The organism is Candidatus Pelagibacter sp. HIMB1695 (genome assembly GCF_052047655.1).
Classification (GTDB): Bacteria; Pseudomonadota; Alphaproteobacteria; order Pelagibacterales; family Pelagibacteraceae; genus Pelagibacter.
This window is the reverse complement of sequence record NZ_JBNAJT010000001.1, coordinates 1,054,955-1,072,163: the sequence shown is the minus strand read 5'-3', so window position 1 is coordinate 1,072,163 and position 17,209 is coordinate 1,054,955. Positions and strand designations below refer to the sequence as shown.

Here is a 17,209-nt window from a genome sequence, read left to right as displayed (position 1 = left end):
ATGTTTTTTAAAAAGACAGACAAAAAAGAAGAGAATAATTTTATAGTAAATGTTTGTGCTTTATTAATCCATGCTGCAAAAATAGATGAAAATTATACTGACAAAGAAGAGGAAATAATTAAAAAAACACTTCTAGAGTTGGGCCTTGAAAGTGAAAAAATCACAAAAACTATACAAGATGCAAAAATTATTGAGGAAAATTCAAACCAAATTTTAGACTTCACAAGAGAAATTAAAAATTTACCTGAAAAAGATAAAATTAAAATAGTGGAAGCTCTTTGGTCAATTATTTATTCTAATGAAGATGCAGATATGTATGAAACAAATCTTATGAGAAGATTGGCGGGACTTTTATACATTGACAGTAAAACTATGGGGGATATTAAGCATAGATTAAAAGAGGAAAGTAAAGAGTGACTTATATTGTAAACGAAAATTGTATTAAGTGTAAGCTTACTGATTGTGTAGACGTTTGTCCGGTTGATTGTTTTTATGAAGGTAAAAATATGCTTGTAATTAAACCGGATGAGTGTATAGATTGTGGCGTTTGTGAGCCAGAGTGCCCCGTTGATGCTATAAAAGCAGATACAGAACCTGGAAGCGAAAAATGGTTAGAGATCAATAAAAAATATTCAGAAATCTGGCCAAACATAAGTGAGAAAAAAGATCCCCCTGCGGATCACGAAAAATTTAAAAATGAGCAAAATAAGTACGAAAAGTATTTTAAAGAAAATCTTTAAAGGCAAATCAGATAAAGAAATGACAAAAAAAGTTAAAAAGAAAAAAGTAATTAAGGTTAAAAAAGTTGTAAAAACTAAAACTAAAAAAGTCAAAAAAGTAGTAGTAAAAAAAGCTAAAAAAGTATTAAAAAAAATTCCAAATAAATCTCCTAAAATAAAAAAAATTTCAAAAACTACTGAAACGTCAGATGAACCGAAAGTAGATAATTTAAGAATATCAAAAACTAATGAGGTTAAACCTGAGATAAAAAAAGTTAAAAAACAAGAAACTGAAAAAAGAGAATTTAAAATTAAAGACTATGTTGTTTATCCAAAACATGGTGTTGGTCAAATTACAGAATTTAAAAAAATAAATATCGGTGGTATTGATGTTGAAACATACGTTATCAAATTTGAAAAAGATAAAGCTAACGGTATGGTACCCGTTAACAAACAGTCTCATCTAAGGCCTTTAGCAACAATTAATCAAGTAAACAAATGTATTTCTATATTAAAAAGTAAACCAAAAATCAAAAGATCAATGTGGAGTAGAAGAGCACAAGAATATGAGGCAAAAATTTCATCAGGTAAAATTTATGAATTAGCTGAAGTTGTAAGAGATCTAAACAAAGGTGATGATCTTATGGTTGATCAATCTTATAGTGAAAGACAACTTTTTGAAAAAGCTTATGAAAGAATGCAATCAGAATTTCAGATAATTTTAAATTTATCACCAGAAGACACTCAAAAAAAATTAGATAAAGCATTAAAGAGAAATGTTGGTGGACAAACGCAAGCTATCAGCGCTACTCCTAAAACTCCAACTGCTGATTATCCTGTCGAAGAACCTATTTCTGAAACTGACGAACCTTTAGAAGAATAAAAAAAAACGCCTCTCACACAAAAAGTTATGAGAAGCGTTTTTTGTAAAGAATACTAAGTTATTATTTTCTTCTTTTCTTAGCCTTTTTAGCTTTTTTCTTAGCTTTTTTCTTAGCTTTTTTCTTAGTTTTCTTTGCCGCTTTTTTTCTTTTCTTAGGCATCTTTAGCTCCCTTTTTAGTTTAACGAATCAAATTGATTCGTTGTTAACTTATTTTTATTTTTTTATACAACTTATGTCAAATCATTAATTAAAAGCGAATTGTAAAAAAAAAAATTTTGTATTTTTTATTTTTTATAAAAAGTTTTTTTATTAATTTAGTTAATGTTTATGCGATAAATAAACTCTTAATTTAAAGAAATTTAATAAAGTTTTTCTATTTCACTTTTATACTTTTCAATTATTTTATATCTTTTTAACTTTAAAGTTGGTGTCATTAATCCATTTTCAATTGTAAATTGATCTTTAATTACAAAAAACTTTTTAATTTTTTCTATCTTAGATAAGTTTTTATTTATTGTTTCTATTTCTTTTAAAATGTTTTCATCCGACACATTACTTTCATTATTATTTAAAACTAAAATAGCTATTAAATATGGTTTGTTATCTCCATAAACTAATGCTTGCTCTACAAATTCAATCTTGAGTAAATCATTTTCAATCTTCACAGGAGAAATATTGTCACCACCTGGAGTAATTAAAATATCTTTTTTTCTATCAGTGATTTTTAAGTAACCATTTTCAAAATGTCCTATATCACCAGTATATAGCCAGCCATCCTTTAAAACTTTTTCTGTCTCTTCCTTTTTATTCCAATAGCCTAACATAACATTTTCACCTTTAACCAGAATTTCACCATCGTCAGCAATTTTCACTTCATTGCCACTAAAAGCAGGACCTACTGTATCTATCCTTATATCTTTTATTGGGTTACAACTTACAACTGGAGAAGTTTCAGTTAACCCATACCCTTGCAAAGTCGGTAAACCTATCGAATTTAAAAAAACACCCACTTCTTTATCTAGCGCTCCTCCTCCAGAAATGAATGCTTTTAGAGAACCTCCAAATTGAGCTTTTATTTTTTTTCTAACTATTTTTTCGCAAATTTTATTTTGCACCTTTTCAAAAAAAGTAAGTTTTTGATTTGTTAGTACTTTTTCTCCAAGATAAAGCATTTTATTTATTAGAAATTTTTTAAAACCAGTAGCTTTATTAAAAGTCGAATTAATTTTTTGATACAGATTCTGATAAAATCTTGGAACAGCTGTCATAATATCTGGACTACATTCACCCATATTTTTAATTAGCTTATCTATACTTTCTGCATAGTAAACTTCGGCTCCTATGGCTATTTGGACAAACTGAACGGTGTGTTCATAAGAATGCGATAATGGTAACCAAGTTAGGAATTTAGGTTTGTAAGATATTATCTCTTTTAAAAGTGAGATAGAACCTTCACAATTATTTAAAATCCCCCCATGACTAAGCATTACTCCCTTAGGGTTACCTTGGGTTCCTGATGTATAAATAATACAAGCTACATCTTTTCTTGAAATTTCTAATTTTAAAAAATCGATCTCTTCGCAATCGTTCTTTAGAAAAATATCTTTAATACATATAGTATCTGAATGACTGTCAATTTGATCAAAGGTGATAATCTTTTTTATAAATGGCTTTGTAGAAATTATATTTTTAATTTTATTATATTGGACTTGATCTGAGACAACTATTACTGATGGATTACAATCATCAATTAAATATTCATAATCTCTTTCGGTGTAGGTGGTATAGGCTGGCACGGTAATTCCACCTGATAACATTATCGCTAAATCAGATATCATCCATTCAGATCTATTTTCTGAAATTAATAAACATCTATCTTTTTTTTGAATTAAAGATTTAAGCTCATCGCTTAATTTTAAAATATTCAAATAAGTATCTCTCCAAGAAAATTTATCGTTTGGATTTTTTAATGATTTTAGAAAAATTTGATCTGCTTTTTCTTTTGTATACTGATTATAAAATAGTTCTAAAAGATTATTATAGTTTTTTATATCCATAAACTTTGGTGGGCGAAGAGAGAATCGAACTCTCACTTCTTGCGAAACACGATTTTGAGTCGTGCGCGTCTACCAGTTCCGCCATTCGCCCATTATATTAAATTATAATTAAATAGTATAAGAACTAAAATTATATTAAAACTAAAAAATGTTCCAAAGTCTTTATAAATATTGTTTAAATTTAGCTGCTCACAAAAGTTCAAAATTATACTTAGGAATTGTTTCCTTCACTGAAAGTTCATTTTTTCCTATACCTCCAGATGTAATGATTATTCCCATGGTGATTGCTAAAAAAAAAGAATATTTTAAAATATTTTTAATCGCATCTATATTTTCAGTTTTAGGTGGAATTTTTGGATATTTGCTAGGTTATTTGTTTTATGATTTAGCTATTCATGTAATTGAATTTTATGGTTATGAAAATAAAATAGAAAATTTGAAGACAAGTTTATCTCAAGGATCAGGTTTTTTTGCCTGGCTAAGTATTCTTTTTCTAGCAGGATTTACTCCACTTCCCTATAAAGCATTCACTATTGCTAGCGGTGTTGTTGGTTTTAGTTTGCCTGTATTTATTGTTGTAAGTTTAATCTCGAGAAGTCTTAGATTTTTTATTGTTGCTTATTTATCTTATAAATTTGGTGACTTATTTACTGAATTCATGGAGAAGCATGGTTCAAAATGGTTCACTATAATTGGAATTTTAATAGTTATAGTATTAGGAATTATATTTTTAATTTTTAAATTTAATGTTTAATAACAAATCATTGTTTCTTAACTTAATTTTATTTGTTAGTTTTGTTGCTTTATTGTCAGCGTTCTTTATTGAATATGTTTTGGGTCATCAACCATGCAATCTTTGTATCTTAGAGAGAATTCCATATGTAATTGCAATAGTAATTATACTCTTGAATTATAAATTTTCTCAGTTTGAAAAAATATTTTTGGTTTTATTGGTAATTGTTTTTTTAACGGCTACTATCTTATCAGTTTATCATTTTGGTATTGAACAAGGGTTTATCGAGGAATCACTAGTTTGTGACCTAAAAAATGGCTCTGAGGCAACTTCCAAAGAAGAAATTTTAAAACAATTGCAGGAACAAAAAGTGAGCTGCAAAGATGTAACATTTAAAATTTTTGGATTATCACTTACAACCTATAATATTGTAATTTCTATACTAATTACAATCAATGCATTAAAAATTTATTTAAACTATGCCAAAAGTAAGTAAAAAAAAAATTGAAGAATTTATAAGGGTAGATCATGCTGGTGAGCGTGGAGCAGTTAAAATATATGAAGGTCAATTGTTAGCTTTAAATACATTTGTTAAAGATGAAAATTTGAAAAAAATCATAGAAGATATGAAAATTCATGAAAAGGAACATAGTGAATTCTTTGAAAATGAAATTAAAAAAAGAAACATTGCTCCTACAAAACTTTTACCACTATGGGATTTACTAGGTGTTGGTTTAGGATTTGGTTCTACTTTATTAGGAAAAAAAGCAGCCATGCTATGCACAGCATCTGTAGAGGAAGTAATTGATGAACACTACTTAAATCAAATTAATCAATTAGATGAAGATGAAAAATTTCTCAAAAATAAAATTACAAAATTTAGAGAAGATGAGCTTAATCATAAAGATATTGCTTATGAAAAGGGTGCAACTAAAAAAGGACCTTATAGTATTTTAGATAAAATAATTAAAACTGGTTCTAAAATTGCAATTAATATTTCTGAAAAAATTTAAGTTTCTAATTCAACATCCCAATACAAATAATCCATCCAACTTTTGTGTAAAAAGTTAGGAGGAAAATTCTTACCATTTTTATGTAAATCTTCTGTTGAAGGTCTAAATGGATATTGATTTAATTTCATTCCTGAATGTTTTAATAATTTTCCACCTTTTTTTACATTACAAGCTGAACAAGCTGTAACAACATTATCCCAATTTGTTTCTCCACCTTTAGATCTTGGAAGCAAATGATCAAAAGTAAGTTCCTCATTACTTCCACAATATTGACAAGAGAATTTATCTCTTAAAAAAACGTTAAATCTAGTAAAACTTGGTTTCGTTTGAGGAACAATATAGTCCTTCAAAGCTATAACACTTGGTAGCTTCATATTAAATGAAGGACTTCTAATAGTTCTATCGTAATGACTTACAATGATAACTCTATCAAGAAAAACTGATTTCACAGTGTCTTGCCATGACCATAATGATAGTGGGTAATAGCTTAGAGGTCTGTAATCAGCATTAAGAACTAATGCAGGACATTTTTCTAATGATACATCTTGTTCAATAAAGTTGTTCACATTAAAACATTAACTTAGTTTAGCATCATAATCAATATGATCAGATGTTAAATTTTTTTTAAAATATAATTTAATGCTGTACTTGATGCCTCGATAGGAATGTGATGGTCACAATTTTTTATTAATAACGTTTCAACTGGAATATTATTTCGAATTAAAAAATCTTTAGCTTCAAGTAAATGTGTTGATGGAACAATTTGGTCCACATCACCATGTATGAGTAATGTATCTGTGCTATTTTTGATTCTATCTTTCAAATTAATTTGATCTATTATTTTTCCTGAAAATCCTACGACACATAAAAATTTTTCATTTGAGGTAAGACCAACATTCAAAGACATCATGCAGCCCTGGCTAAAGCCTGATAAACAAATTTGTTGATTTGATAAGTTGTATTCAGTTTTAACTTCCTCAATAAATTTTTTAATAACATTTTCAGCTTTAATTGACTCTTCAAGAATATAAGATGGATCTTCTTTGGTTAAATCAAACCATTGATATCCTGATGGATTAATTGCACACTTTTCATGTCCATTAGGACAAATAAAAATAGTGTTTGGCAGATGTCTTTTCCAATTTAAAGTTAACATACTTATGTCTTTTCCATCTCCACCATACCCATGAAGTAAAATTATCGCATTCTTAATTTCTGTTCCTTCTTCTGGTTTGATGATGATTGAATTAAGGCAAAATGTCATAGATGATTTATTATGTTTTTTATTTTTAAAAACACACTACAATAATAATATGTTTTCTGGAATATTAGTTAAAATTTTATCTATAGCTCTTTTAATAGCTGTTGGAATAGTTTTGGTTTTGGGTATTGGAACTTTATTTAAAGGTGGAGAAACAAGTAAAAAATATTCAAATAAACTAATGCAGCTTAGAGTTCTGCTGCAATTTGTGGCTATACTTGTTTTGGTAGCTTTCGCATATTTTTTTAAAAACTAATTATATTTCTCAATCCACTTTAAAAAATCTTTGTCATTAAAGTCTATGTCACCAAGAACCCTTGCAAATTCCTCACCTTCTTTATTTATAAATATTGATGTTGGAACTCCTCTTAGAGAAAATGTTTTAGCTAAAGTTACTTCTGGATCAAAAAAAGGTTCCAAATTTTTTAAGTCTAATTTTACAAAAAATTCTTCAACTTTATTTAGTTTTTCTTTTCCAATATTAATAGGAAAAACTTTTAAATTATTAAGTGATAAATTTGTCTGCATATTGTCTAATGAAGGCATCTCTTCTTTGCATGGAGGACACCAGGTAGCCCAAAAATTTAAAACTAACAATTTTCCTTTGAAATCATTAATTTTAATTTTTTCATTTTTCTTATTTAAAAAAAATACATTTTCATACGTTTTTGGAACTTTATGAATAACAATATTTTTAATGTTCGGTAAATCACTAGCTTCTGCAGTTGTAATTAAAAAAATAAATAATGCTAAAATTCTCATATTAATTAGGTATAACTAAATATCATGGCAAAAAATAAAAACAACCAAGCAATATGGAACACGCGAATACAAAAGGAAGCATCAAACTTATTTCAAAAAGTTGGTAATTCTATTGATATAGACAAGAGACTTTACAAAGAAGACATCCAAGGATCCATTGCACACGTTGAAATGCTTTTTAGACAAAAGATAATTTCCTTTAAAATAAAAAATAAAATTATTTATGGTCTTAATAAAATTTATAAAGAAATAACTTACAAAAAATTTGAATTTAACAAAAAGTATGAAGACATTCACATGAATATAGAGAAAAGATTATTTCAAATAATTGGTGATGAAGCTGGATACATTCATACAGCTAGATCAAGAAATGATCAGGTAATAACTGATTTTAAAATTTGGATTAAAACCGCAACAAAAGATATTAATAACAATATAGATAAAGTAATCAAAAGCATAATTAAACTGGCTGAAAAAAATATAGAGACTATCATGCCAGGTTTTACTCATCTTAAAAATGCTCAAGCTATATCATTTGGCCATTATTTAATGGCTTATGTGGAAATGTTTACCAGAGATAAAAAAAGATTTTTAAACAATTTAGATAATTTAGATGAAAGTCCGTTGGGTGTAGCAGCTCTATCAGGCACTTCATTTAATATAGATAGAAATTTTACATCTAAAAAACTTGGATTTAAAAGACCAACAAATAATTCAATAGATACAGTTTCAGATAGAGACTTTGTGCTAGATTTTCTTTATGCTGTTTCAGTATGTTCAATGCATATTTCTAGAATTGCAGAGGAATTAATTATATGGAATTCAGATGGATTTAACTTAATTAACTTATCAGATAAAGTTGTTACAGGCTCTTCAATTATGCCTCAAAAAAAGAACCCTGATCTCTTAGAATATCTAAGAGGAAAAACTGGTACTTCTTACGGAAATTTTTTTTCTATGTTAACGATACTAAAGGGCTTGCCACTTTCTTATTTTAAAGATTTACAGGATGATAAGGAATTAGTTTTTAATTCTAATGACACTCTAATAAATTGCTTAAAAATATTTGATGAAGTTTTAAAAAATTGCAGTGCGAATAAAAAGAAAATGCTTGAGCTTGCAAATACAGGTCATATTACGGCAACAGATCTAGCTGATTATTTAGTTAGAGAACATAGCATGTCATTTAGAAAGGCATATCAAAAAACAGCTGCTATTGTTAACATGGCTGAAAAAAGAAAGAAAAATTTAAACGAATTAAGTTTAAATGAACTTAAAAAAATTGAGCCAAAATTGACAGAAAAGGTTTTAGAAATTTTCAATTTAAAAAACTCTATAAATTCAAAAAAATCATTTGGGGGAACTTCTTTTGAAAATATTAAAAAAATGATAACTAAATATAAAAAATTAAAATGATAAAAAAAATCACATTTACGTTAGTTATGTTACTACTGTTATTTTCATGTGGCAAGAAAGGTGACCCTGTATACAAAGAGGACAAAAACCAAGTTTATTTAAATCTATTCTCTAAAAATAGAGTGTAATGAAATACATAAATAAAAAATTATCTATTGATAAAGTTAACTTTTTAAAAATTGCAAAAAAATATGGTACTCCAACATATTGCTATTCTTACTCAAGGTTAAAAGAAAATATTTTAAATTTTAAAAAAAATTTTAAATCAATATCACCATTGATATGTTTTGCAGTTAAATCAAATACCAATGTAAATTTAATAAATGAGATATCAAAATTTGGTTTTGGAGCTGATGTAGTATCTGTTGGTGAAATGATGATGGCTCTTAAAGCAGGTGTTAGTCCAAATAAAATTGTTTTTTCAGGAGTTGGTAAAACTACAAATGAAATAAGTTACGCAATAGATAAAAAAATTTTACTAATAAACGCAGAATCGAAAAGTGAAGTAGTAGAAATAAATAGAGTGGCTAGACAAAAAAATAAAATTGTAAAAATTGGTTTAAGATTAAATCCTAATACTGATGCAAAAACATTAAGCCAAATTTCGACTGGTAAAAAAGAGAATAAGTTTGGTGTAAATGAAAAAACATTTTATGAAATAATTGAATATTGCAAAAGTTCACAAAATATAGATCTTAATTGCTTAAGTGTTCATATTGGAAGCCAAATTTTAGATCATAAGCCTTATGAAAAGATGCTTAAAGTAGTCGATAATATTTTAAAGAAAACATCTCATGAATTTGAATACATCGATTTAGGTGGTGGTATGGGAATTTCTTATGCAGATAAAAATAAAAAACTTAATTATAAAAAATATAATTTAGCTATTAAAAAATTTTTAAAAAATAAGAAATGTAAAATTATATTTGAACCAGGAAGATCTATAATAGGAAATTCTGGAACATTGATTACAAAAGTAATTTATATAAAAGACAGTGAAAGTAAAAAATTCATTATATTGGATGCAGCAATGAATGATTTAATGAGACCAGCATTATATGGTGCAATTCACAAAACTTTACCTGTTATTAAATCTGGAAAAGTTTCCAAAAAAACTTATGAATTTGTAGGACCTATATGTGAAAGCACAGACAAGTTTGTAACTATTAAAAACTTTCAGGAACTTCAAGAAAAGGATTATGTTGCAATATGTGATGTTGGTGCTTACGGAATGTCACTAAGTTCAAATTATAACTTAAGAACAAAACCATTAGAAATATTAATTAAAAACAACAAAATAAAAATAATTAGAAAAAGACAAAAGCATAAAGATTTAATTTAGCTTTTGAGACAATGATAAGAAACATTTTATTTTCAATAATTTTTTTTACTGGAATTATTTTTATTTCTATAATTTTTTTACCTTCTTTTTTTCTACCAAGAAAAATTGTTTTAATTGGTGGTAAATTAATGGGCTATTGGACTGGTATTTGCTTAAGGTTTATCCTTTCAGTAAAAATCCTTATCAAAGGTGAAGAAAATATAATCAAAGAGGATAAATTTTTTATTGCTGCATCTCATCAATCAATGTTTGAAACTTTTTATTTGCAAACTATTTTTAATTCACCAGTTTTTATTTTAAAGAAAGAGCTTCTTCAAATTCCAATATTTGGTTGGTATTTAAAAAAAATAGGATCAATTTCAATAAATAGAAATAAAACGACTAAAGATAATTTGGGTTTTTTTAATGATATTTCAATAACAATATCACAATCAAATCGTCCATTAATTATTTTTCCTCAAGGTACCAGGGTATTACCTGATGATAGAACTCCATTTAAAAAAGGAGCCTCAAGGATATATGAAGAATTAAAAATAAATTGTTTACCAGTAGCCATAAACTCTGGTTATGTATGGCCAAAAAAAGGTGGAAAAAATAGTAATAGAACAATTACTATATCAATATTAAAACCTATTTCAGCTGGCCTAGAAAAAAATGAATTTTTAAAAACTCTAGAAAAAAATATCTATCAAGAATTAGATTTAATAAATTAACCCTTCATTGGCATCACAACATAGATACTATCAAAATCGCCTGGATCTTTTATTAAAGCTGGTGAACCCGTATCATTAAAGAAGATTTCGACTCTATCACCATCTAATTGTGAAGCTACATCAATCAAATATCTGGAGTTAAAACTTATTTCTAAGTCATGATCAAATTTAACATTTAATGTTTCTTTTCCGTCTCCACTATTAGTATTATTTACCGAAAGATCTAGAGTATCATTTGATAAATTAAATTTTACACCATCTTTTTTATCCAGAGATACAGAAGCTACTCTATCAACTGAGTTTAAGAAAAGTTTTAAATCAATTTCTAATTTTTTTTGATTATTTTTAGGTATTACTTGAATATAATTCGGAAATTTTCCATCGATAAGTTTTGAAATTAAAATACTATTATTCAGTTCAAACTTAATTTTTGACTTTAGATTTGATACTTTTACATCACCATCATAACTATCTAACAGTGAACAAAGTTGAAAAATTGTTTTTTTAGGAAGTATAATAGGGTCAAATTCAATTTTTTCATCTAGCCTGATTTTTGAAATCGACATTCTATGACTGTCAGTAGCAACAGCTGTTAAATAATTTTTATCTTCAACTTCGGTTTGGTGAAAATAAATACCACTTAAATAATGTCGAGTTTCATCATTTGAAACAGAAAACTTACATTTATTTAGAAGCTTCAATAATTGTTTTGATTTTATAGTAAATTCATTTTCATTAAAATTTTCATCAGTTAATGGGAACTCGGTAGCACTAATACAATTCAAATTAAAAATAGATTTTTCCGATTCTACTTGTAATTTACTTACATCGGTAAGAGTAAGGTTAATTTTTTTTCCTGATGTTAATTTTCTGATTATGTCATACATAATTGACGAGGTTGTTGTTGTTTTTCCTTCTTCAAGAATTTCAACATTATTTAGCTGGTGTATAAAAATTAAATCAAGATCTGTAGCAGTAATTGTTAATTTAGAATTACTAGCATCTAATAAAATATTAGATAAAATTGGTAACGTGCTTCTCTTTTCAATTACACCCTGACAATAATTTAGTGCTTGCTGAAGGTCTTGTTGGTTGACGTTAAATTTCATTTTCTTTGTTATTGTATAATATCTGATTTTTAAGTTTATTGATATTATCTACCATTTCTGGATCTTTTTCTTTGATTTTCTCAATTGTTTTAACAGAATGGATAATTGTTGTGTGATCTCTATTCGAGAATTCTCTGCCTATTTCTGGTAATGATTTTGAAGTTAAAATTTTAGTTAAGTAAATTGCTGTCTGTCGAGGTCTTACAAGATATCTTGATCTTCTTGAAGAAAGCATTTCATTTTTGCTTATCTTAAAAAACTTACACACAATAGTCTGTATTAAGTCAATTGTTACTTTATTTTCTGAGATATTTAAAAGATCTTTTAATACCACTTTAGTTTCAGGTAAATTTGGAACTTTGTTATAAATTCTTGAAAAGGATACTATTCTATTAACTGCTCCAACTAATTCTCTAACACTTCCTGAGATCTCATTACTGATAAAATCTTGTATATCTTTTGATACTTGAAGCTGATCTGAATATAAATTGTTTAATTCTTCTGTTTTTTTTTGAACTATTTTTTTTCGTAATTCTAAATCAGGTTTTTGAATGTCAACAACCAATCCACCTGAAAATCTGGATTTAATTCTCTCTTGAATACGCATTAATTTATTAGGTGCTCTATCAGCTGATACTATAATTTGTGATCCTTTATCTAACAAAGCATTGAATGTATGAAAAAATTCTTCCTGCATTGCTTCTTTGCCGCTAATAAACTGGATGTCATCTATTAATAAAATATCAGTATTTCTAAAATATTCTTTAAACTTAACCATATCATTTGATTTAATTGATTTTACAAACTGATACATGAAACGTTCCGCTGAAATGAACATCACTTTATTTTTTTTCTTCATCTCAAAACCAATAGAATTTAATAAGTGAGTTTTCCCCATTCCTACACCACCATAAATATAAAGTGGATTATAATGAGAGATAGTTTCTGTAACCTTTAAAGAAGCTTCATATGCAAGTTTATTGCTTGATCCAGTTATAAAGTTATCAAATCGTTTGTTTGGATCTATTCTGTTATACTGAAGGTACGAGTCTTTTATAAATGAAACATTTTCATTTTGGGTATTTTCAATATTTGTTGTGTCTTTTAAATCCTTATCAACTTTTTGATCAATAATTTTAAATTCAATTCTAATTATATCTTTTTTATACAATTTAATTATTTTCAGAATTTGGTCTAAATACCTCGAAGTAATCCAGTCTCTGATAAATCTAGTTGGAACAGATAAAAGTAAATAATTATTATGCTCCTCAAGAAATGATATTTTTTTTAACCAACTTTCATAAATTTCCAAACCTAATTTATTCTTCATTTCAGATTGAATTTGTTGCCAATCGATCTCTTCTGAAGCAAAATTATTAATATTTTTATTTGTAAAAGTTTTATTCATAACTTAAGGGAAGATCTCAGTTAGAACGATTTAAAAAATTTTGCAACAAGTATTAAATTTAAAATTAAAAAAAAATTAAATCTGCAATTGTAGAATTTATTGTCACAATCATTTTTTTTTATGGACATAAATTTTTAAATTAGTTTTAAATTTTCTTAAAAATAAAATTTTTGATTGAATCAAATACAGATTGAATCAAACATTGATTGTATTGTTTGAGATCAAAGATTTACTAAATCTAAATATAGTAATTTGAAAATATTTAGATCTTATATAATGTGTGTGTGAAATTTATCTTCGAAACAACTTAAGGTTTTTAAATTGCTGCAATCTTTTTAGTTATTCTTGAAACGTTTCTTGATGCATTTTGTTTTTTAATTACACCAGTCTTTGCAATTTTCATCAACTCAGAGTTTAATTTAGGTAAGAATTTTAACGCCTCATCTTTCTTTTTGGTATCAATTAAAGCGTTCATTTTCTTTAATGCATTTCTAAATCTACTTTTTCTAGCTTTATTAACTGCTGTTTGCTTAGAAATACGTCTTATACGTTTAATAGCTGATTTTGTATTTGCCATGCGCAGGGGTATAGCTTGAGAACTGAAAACGGTCAACTAAATATTTGGCTAATTTTGGCAGGAATTACAAAAAAAAGTAGATCTATTTGATACAATTTTTTTCTGTATAGTATCTGTACATCCTATAGTTTTACATCTTAATCCTTCTTGCTGATATACTTTAAATTCTTTTTGATAGTTTCCAGAAGATCCCAACGTATCCTTAAAATCTCTAATACTTGAACCACCTTTTTTAATTGCTCTTAATAAAATTTTTTTTGAATAGTAAATAATTTTTTTACAATCTTCTCTAGTTAATAAACTTGCTTTTTTAAATGGATAAATCTTACTTAGAAATAAAATTTCACTTGCATAAATATTCCCAATTCCAGAAACAAATTTTTGATCTAATAAAAATGTTTTAATATTTTTATTCTTTCCTTCGAAGTAATTAAAAACATAATTCAAATTAAAATTTAAATTGAATGGTTCTGGTCCCAAATTTTTAAATCTATTTTCTAATTTTTCACTATTTTCTACTAACTCAAAAAAACCAAATCTTCTTGGATCATTATAAATTACTTTCAAAGAATTAAATATTAATTCAATATGATTATGTTTTTTTGGTAATATAGGGGAATGATAAAAACTAGCATTAGTAAATTTTAATTTTTTTTTAATATCAATGATGTGTATGGTTCCAGACATACCCAAATGTATCAAACAAAACTCTCCACTTTTAAAATTCAATATTAAATACTTGGAAAATCTATCTACTTTAATAATTTTTTTATTCATTAAAAAAGAACTAAAATTTTTTGGAAGTGGAACCCTAAGATTTTTATTTCTAATAATTACTTTTTTAATACTTTTTTGTTTAATTTTTTTGTCTAAAGATTGTCTAACAATTTCTACTTCTGGTAATTCTGGCATTTCTCACTATATTCAATATATATTTTTTTATGCAACAATATCTTCAAAATAAAAAAGGCCTTGTGGAAGGTGTTTTCGATCAAGTTTATAGTAAATACGACTTGATGAATGATTTCATGTCACTGGGCATTCATAGATTTTGGAAAAAAAGTCTAATCAATATAATGAAACCATCTCCAAATAGAAAGTTAATAGATGTTGCTTGTGGAACTGGAGATATTGGTAAATTATTTTTGAATAGTACAAATCAAATGTCAGAAGTCACTTGCATAGATCCAAATAAAGGTATGATTAATCAAGGCAAACAAAAATTATCTAATTATAAAAATATAAAATGGATCAATGCAGCTGCTGAGAAGCTTCCACTTCAAGACAACGAATTTGATTATTACACAATAAGTTTTGGTCTTAGAAATACAAAGAATTTAGATAAAGCTCTATCTGAAGCTTATAGGGTATTAAAACCAGGGGGAAGATTTCTATGTTTAGAATTTTCAAAAATTCAAAACTCTAAACTAGATTTTGTTTATAAAAACTATTCAAAAATAATTCCTCATATTGGTCAATTTATTGTTGGCGATAAAAAACCATATGAATATTTAGTAAAAAGTATTGAAGAATTTATTAATCAGGAAGAATTAATTGACTTAATGAAAAAGCATAATTTTACGAAATGTAATTATAGGAACTTTTCAGGTGGTATAGTTTCTATCCATAGTGGTTGGAAAATATAATGCTAAGAAAATTAATTACTTTATTTAAATTAGGAAGAAAAATTGCAAAATCTGATATTTTAGATATTGCCTCTAAATTTAAAAAACCGCCGGTCGCAATCACAATTTTATTTCAGCTATTAGCAATATCTTTTGAAAAAAAAGAATTGAGTCATCATGCGCTAGATGATGGTGAAAGACTTTCAAAATCATTAGAGTCGATGGGTACAACTTTTATAAAATTAGGTCAATTTTTAGCTACTAGACCTGATATTATAGGAGAAGAACTTTCTACAAAGCTGGAAAAATTACAAGATCGTGTACCACCATTCTCTATTAATCAGGCAAAAGAAATAATTAAAAATGATTTAGGCAATGATGCTTACAATTCTATTATTGATTTAAGTGAGCCAGTTGCTGCTGCATCAATAGCACAAGTTCATAAAGCTAAAATAAATGACAATGGTACAATTAAAGATGTAGCAATAAAAATTATAAGACCAGACATAAAAAAAATATTTAATGAAGAAATTGATGCGATGATGCTATTTGCATTTATCATTGAGTCATTTTTAAAAAAAACTAAAAGATTAAAACTTGTGGAAGTTGTTTTTTTGTTGAAAGAAATAACCAACCTAGAAATGGATTTAAGGTTCGAGGCAGCAGCTGCAAATGAATATGCAGAAAATACAAAAAATGATGCTGGGTTCAAAGTTCCTGAAATATATTGGAACTTTACTAGTGAAAATGTAATGACATTAGATTGGATAGATGGAGTATCTATTCGTGAAACAGAAGAACTGAAAAAAAGAAATTTAAATACTAATAAAATTGCTGAAGATATTATCCAGCATTTTTTAAGACATGCTGTAAGGGATGGTTTTTTTCATGCTGATATGCACCAAGGAAATATATTTATTGATGATAGCGGTCAAATAGCTCCAATAGATTTTGGCATAATGGGTAGATTAGACAAAATGAGTAAACGTTTTTTAGCTGAAATTTTATTTGGATTTATACAAAGAGATTATAAAAAAGTTGCTGAGGTTCACTTGGTAGCAGGATTAGTCCCTAAAAATGTGCCAATAGATGATCTTGCGCAAGCATTAAGGTCAATAGGAGAGCCAATATTTGGTCAAGAGGTTAAAGATATTTCAGGTGGAAAATTATTAAAACAGCTTTTTGATGTTACAGAAAAATTCAATATGCAAACTCAACCTCAATTGTTGATGTTACAAAAAACAATGGTTGTAGTTGAGGGTGTTGCAAGAAAATTAAATCCTAACACTAATATTTGGACAACCTCTAAACCAGTTCTTGAAAGTTGGTTAAGAGAAACAAAAGATCCCATAAATAATTTTAACGAAACACTTAAAAATAGTACTGAAGTAATTAAAAGATTACCTGAGTTACCTGAAATCATGGACAAAGCAAATCAAGCTCTAACATTTTTAGCTAGCGGACAAATTCCTCAAAACTCCAATTCTTATACAGCTTTAAACGATAAAAAATCTGAAATGATAGCATTTAGAAACCAATCTATTATTGGTTTATTACTTCTTGTAATTTTTGGTCTTATAGTATTTTAAT

At 26.8% G+C, this 17,209-nt stretch carries 20 protein-coding genes and 1 tRNA gene; 12 read left to right on the top strand and 9 right to left on the bottom strand.

The annotated features are described in order from the left end of the window. The 3 genes from ACTTAX_RS05860 to ACTTAX_RS05850 are packed head-to-tail and all read left to right on the top strand — an operon-like array spanning window position 1 to window position 1,602. On the top strand, window positions 1-417 hold the full coding sequence (locus ACTTAX_RS05860; RefSeq protein WP_440693588.1) for a TerB family tellurite resistance protein: 417 nt from the start codon (window positions 1-3) through the stop codon (window positions 415-417). Beyond that, window positions 414-740: a ferredoxin FdxA gene (gene fdxA, locus ACTTAX_RS05855; protein ID WP_440693586.1), complete on the top strand. Its 327-nt coding sequence runs from the start codon at window positions 414-416 to the stop codon at window positions 738-740. The genes ACTTAX_RS05860 and fdxA overlap by 4 nt, the downstream gene beginning before the upstream one ends. Continuing rightward, complete coding sequence (locus tag ACTTAX_RS05850) at window positions 697-1,602, top strand: CarD family transcriptional regulator (protein WP_440693584.1); 906 nt, start codon at window positions 697-699, stop codon at window positions 1,600-1,602. The genes fdxA and ACTTAX_RS05850 overlap by 44 nt, the downstream gene beginning before the upstream one ends. Window positions 1,603-1,962: 360 nt before the next feature. Here ACTTAX_RS05850 and ACTTAX_RS05845 read toward each other — a convergent pair whose 3' ends face one another. Continuing rightward, window positions 1,963-3,660, bottom strand: coding sequence for an AMP-dependent synthetase/ligase (locus ACTTAX_RS05845; protein WP_440693582.1), 1,698 nt, complete (start codon window positions 3,658-3,660; stop codon window positions 1,963-1,965). 6 nt (window positions 3,661-3,666) lie between these two features. Next, window positions 3,667-3,751: transfer RNA gene (locus ACTTAX_RS05840), tRNA-Leu, on the bottom strand. 57 nt (window positions 3,752-3,808) lie between these two features. Here ACTTAX_RS05840 and ACTTAX_RS05835 point away from each other — a divergent pair. The 3 genes from ACTTAX_RS05835 to ACTTAX_RS05825 are packed head-to-tail and all read left to right on the top strand — an operon-like array spanning window position 3,809 to window position 5,406. After that, on the top strand, window positions 3,809-4,414 hold the full coding sequence (locus ACTTAX_RS05835) for a YqaA family protein (RefSeq protein WP_440693580.1): 606 nt from the start codon (window positions 3,809-3,811) through the stop codon (window positions 4,412-4,414). Then, window positions 4,407-4,889: a disulfide bond formation protein B gene (locus tag ACTTAX_RS05830; protein ID WP_440693578.1), complete on the top strand. Its 483-nt coding sequence runs from the start codon at window positions 4,407-4,409 to the stop codon at window positions 4,887-4,889. The genes ACTTAX_RS05835 and ACTTAX_RS05830 overlap by 8 nt, the downstream gene beginning before the upstream one ends. Beyond that, window positions 4,873-5,406, top strand: a complete 534-nt coding sequence (locus ACTTAX_RS05825) for a demethoxyubiquinone hydroxylase family protein (protein WP_262590095.1) — start codon at window positions 4,873-4,875, stop codon at window positions 5,404-5,406. Before ACTTAX_RS05830 ends, ACTTAX_RS05825 begins: the two co-directional genes overlap by 17 nt. Here ACTTAX_RS05825 and ACTTAX_RS05820 read toward each other — a convergent pair. Then, window positions 5,403-5,972 carry an HNH endonuclease gene (locus tag ACTTAX_RS05820; protein WP_262590094.1) on the bottom strand — a complete coding sequence of 190 codons (570 nt, stop codon included), beginning with the start codon at window positions 5,970-5,972 and terminating at the stop codon, window positions 5,403-5,405. The two genes, ACTTAX_RS05825 and ACTTAX_RS05820, sit on opposite strands and share 4 nt — an antisense overlap. 47 nt (window positions 5,973-6,019) lie before the next feature. After that, window positions 6,020-6,670, bottom strand: coding sequence for an alpha/beta hydrolase (locus ACTTAX_RS05815; protein WP_440635135.1), 651 nt, complete (start codon window positions 6,668-6,670; stop codon window positions 6,020-6,022). Window positions 6,671-6,719: 49 nt separating this feature from the next. On the opposite strand from ACTTAX_RS05815, the gene ACTTAX_RS05810 reads away from it, so the two are divergent. After that, the gene (locus tag ACTTAX_RS05810; RefSeq protein ID WP_262590092.1) at window positions 6,720-6,923 is read left to right on the top strand and encodes a twin transmembrane helix small protein; all 204 of its coding nucleotides are present in this window, start codon (window positions 6,720-6,722) and stop codon (window positions 6,921-6,923) included. Here ACTTAX_RS05810 and ACTTAX_RS05805 read toward each other — a convergent pair. Then, entirely contained in the window at window positions 6,920-7,429 is a 510-nt protein-coding gene (locus ACTTAX_RS05805) for a TlpA family protein disulfide reductase (protein ID WP_440693577.1), read from the bottom strand. The two genes, ACTTAX_RS05810 and ACTTAX_RS05805, sit on opposite strands and share 4 nt — an antisense overlap. Window positions 7,430-7,453: 24 nt before the next feature. Here ACTTAX_RS05805 and argH point away from each other — a divergent pair, with 24 nt between their 5' ends. From argH to ACTTAX_RS05790, 3 genes are all read left to right on the top strand, one after another. Beyond that, window positions 7,454-8,845, top strand: coding sequence for an argininosuccinate lyase (gene argH / locus ACTTAX_RS05800; RefSeq protein ID WP_440693575.1), 1,392 nt, complete (start codon window positions 7,454-7,456; stop codon window positions 8,843-8,845). Window positions 8,846-8,972: 127 nt separating this feature from the next. Then, complete coding sequence (gene lysA / locus ACTTAX_RS05795) at window positions 8,973-10,187, top strand: diaminopimelate decarboxylase (RefSeq protein ID WP_440693573.1); 1,215 nt, start codon at window positions 8,973-8,975, stop codon at window positions 10,185-10,187. A gap of 11 nt (window positions 10,188-10,198) precedes the next feature. Further along, window positions 10,199-10,900, top strand: coding sequence for a lysophospholipid acyltransferase family protein (locus tag ACTTAX_RS05790; protein ID WP_440693571.1), 702 nt, complete (start codon window positions 10,199-10,201; stop codon window positions 10,898-10,900). On the opposite strand, the gene dnaN is transcribed toward ACTTAX_RS05790, so the two are convergent. The 4 genes from dnaN to mutM form a co-directional block, all read right to left on the bottom strand. Further along, complete coding sequence (dnaN, locus tag ACTTAX_RS05785) at window positions 10,897-12,009, bottom strand: DNA polymerase III subunit beta (RefSeq protein ID WP_440693569.1); 1,113 nt, start codon at window positions 12,007-12,009, stop codon at window positions 10,897-10,899. The two genes, ACTTAX_RS05790 and dnaN, sit on opposite strands and share 4 nt — an antisense overlap. After that, complete coding sequence (gene dnaA, locus ACTTAX_RS05780) at window positions 11,999-13,417, bottom strand: chromosomal replication initiator protein DnaA (protein WP_440693567.1); 1,419 nt, start codon at window positions 13,415-13,417, stop codon at window positions 11,999-12,001. The genes dnaN and dnaA overlap by 11 nt, the downstream gene beginning before the upstream one ends. A gap of 316 nt (window positions 13,418-13,733) precedes the next feature. Continuing rightward, on the bottom strand, window positions 13,734-13,994 hold the full coding sequence (rpsT, locus tag ACTTAX_RS05775; RefSeq protein ID WP_262590084.1) for a 30S ribosomal protein S20: 261 nt from the start codon (window positions 13,992-13,994) through the stop codon (window positions 13,734-13,736). A 48-nt stretch (window positions 13,995-14,042) separates the two neighbouring features. Next, window positions 14,043-14,906: a bifunctional DNA-formamidopyrimidine glycosylase/DNA-(apurinic or apyrimidinic site) lyase gene (mutM, locus tag ACTTAX_RS05770; RefSeq protein ID WP_440693565.1), complete on the bottom strand. Its 864-nt coding sequence runs from the start codon at window positions 14,904-14,906 to the stop codon at window positions 14,043-14,045. 29 nt (window positions 14,907-14,935) lie between these two features. Here mutM and ubiE point away from each other — a divergent pair, with 29 nt between their 5' ends. Both ubiE and ubiB read left to right on the top strand, forming a co-directional pair. Further along, entirely contained in the window at window positions 14,936-15,640 is a 705-nt protein-coding gene (gene ubiE / locus ACTTAX_RS05765; protein WP_440693563.1) for a bifunctional demethylmenaquinone methyltransferase/2-methoxy-6-polyprenyl-1,4-benzoquinol methylase UbiE, read from the top strand. After that, window positions 15,640-17,208 (top strand): 2-polyprenylphenol 6-hydroxylase, encoded by a 1,569-nt coding sequence (ubiB, locus tag ACTTAX_RS05760; RefSeq protein WP_440693562.1) that lies wholly within the window; start codon window positions 15,640-15,642, stop codon window positions 17,206-17,208. The genes ubiE and ubiB overlap by 1 nt, the downstream gene beginning before the upstream one ends. Window position 17,209: the final 1 nt, after the last annotated feature.

Coding starts and splice junctions, on each gene's coding strand:
- dnaA (WP_440693567.1), bottom strand. CDS start 13,417: ATGAATAAAACTTTTACAAATAAAAATATTAATAATTTTGCTTCAGAA.
- ACTTAX_RS05815 (WP_440635135.1), bottom strand. CDS start 6,670: ATGACATTTTGCCTTAATTCAATCATCATCAAACCAGAAGAAGGAACA.
- ACTTAX_RS05830 (WP_440693578.1), top strand. CDS start 4,407: ATGTTTAATAACAAATCATTGTTTCTTAACTTAATTTTATTTGTTAGT.
- ACTTAX_RS05810 (WP_262590092.1), top strand. CDS start 6,720: ATGTTTTCTGGAATATTAGTTAAAATTTTATCTATAGCTCTTTTAATA.
- ACTTAX_RS05835 (WP_440693580.1), top strand. CDS start 3,809: ATGTTCCAAAGTCTTTATAAATATTGTTTAAATTTAGCTGCTCACAAA.
- ACTTAX_RS05850 (WP_440693584.1), top strand. CDS start 697: ATGAGCAAAATAAGTACGAAAAGTATTTTAAAGAAAATCTTTAAAGGC.
- lysA (WP_440693573.1), top strand. CDS start 8,973: ATGAAATACATAAATAAAAAATTATCTATTGATAAAGTTAACTTTTTA.
- ubiE (WP_440693563.1), top strand. CDS start 14,936: ATGCAACAATATCTTCAAAATAAAAAAGGCCTTGTGGAAGGTGTTTTC.
- ACTTAX_RS05825 (WP_262590095.1), top strand. CDS start 4,873: ATGCCAAAAGTAAGTAAAAAAAAAATTGAAGAATTTATAAGGGTAGAT.
- ACTTAX_RS05790 (WP_440693571.1), top strand. CDS start 10,199: ATGATAAGAAACATTTTATTTTCAATAATTTTTTTTACTGGAATTATT.
- ACTTAX_RS05805 (WP_440693577.1), bottom strand. CDS start 7,429: ATGAGAATTTTAGCATTATTTATTTTTTTAATTACAACTGCAGAAGCT.
- dnaN (WP_440693569.1), bottom strand. CDS start 12,009: ATGAAATTTAACGTCAACCAACAAGACCTTCAGCAAGCACTAAATTAT.
- argH (WP_440693575.1), top strand. CDS start 7,454: ATGGCAAAAAATAAAAACAACCAAGCAATATGGAACACGCGAATACAA.
- ACTTAX_RS05860 (WP_440693588.1), top strand. CDS start 1: ATGTTTTTTAAAAAGACAGACAAAAAAGAAGAGAATAATTTTATAGTA.
- ubiB (WP_440693562.1), top strand. CDS start 15,640: ATGCTAAGAAAATTAATTACTTTATTTAAATTAGGAAGAAAAATTGCA.
- ACTTAX_RS05845 (WP_440693582.1), bottom strand. CDS start 3,660: ATGGATATAAAAAACTATAATAATCTTTTAGAACTATTTTATAATCAG.
- mutM (WP_440693565.1), bottom strand. CDS start 14,906: ATGCCAGAATTACCAGAAGTAGAAATTGTTAGACAATCTTTAGACAAA.
- rpsT (WP_262590084.1), bottom strand. CDS start 13,994: ATGGCAAATACAAAATCAGCTATTAAACGTATAAGACGTATTTCTAAG.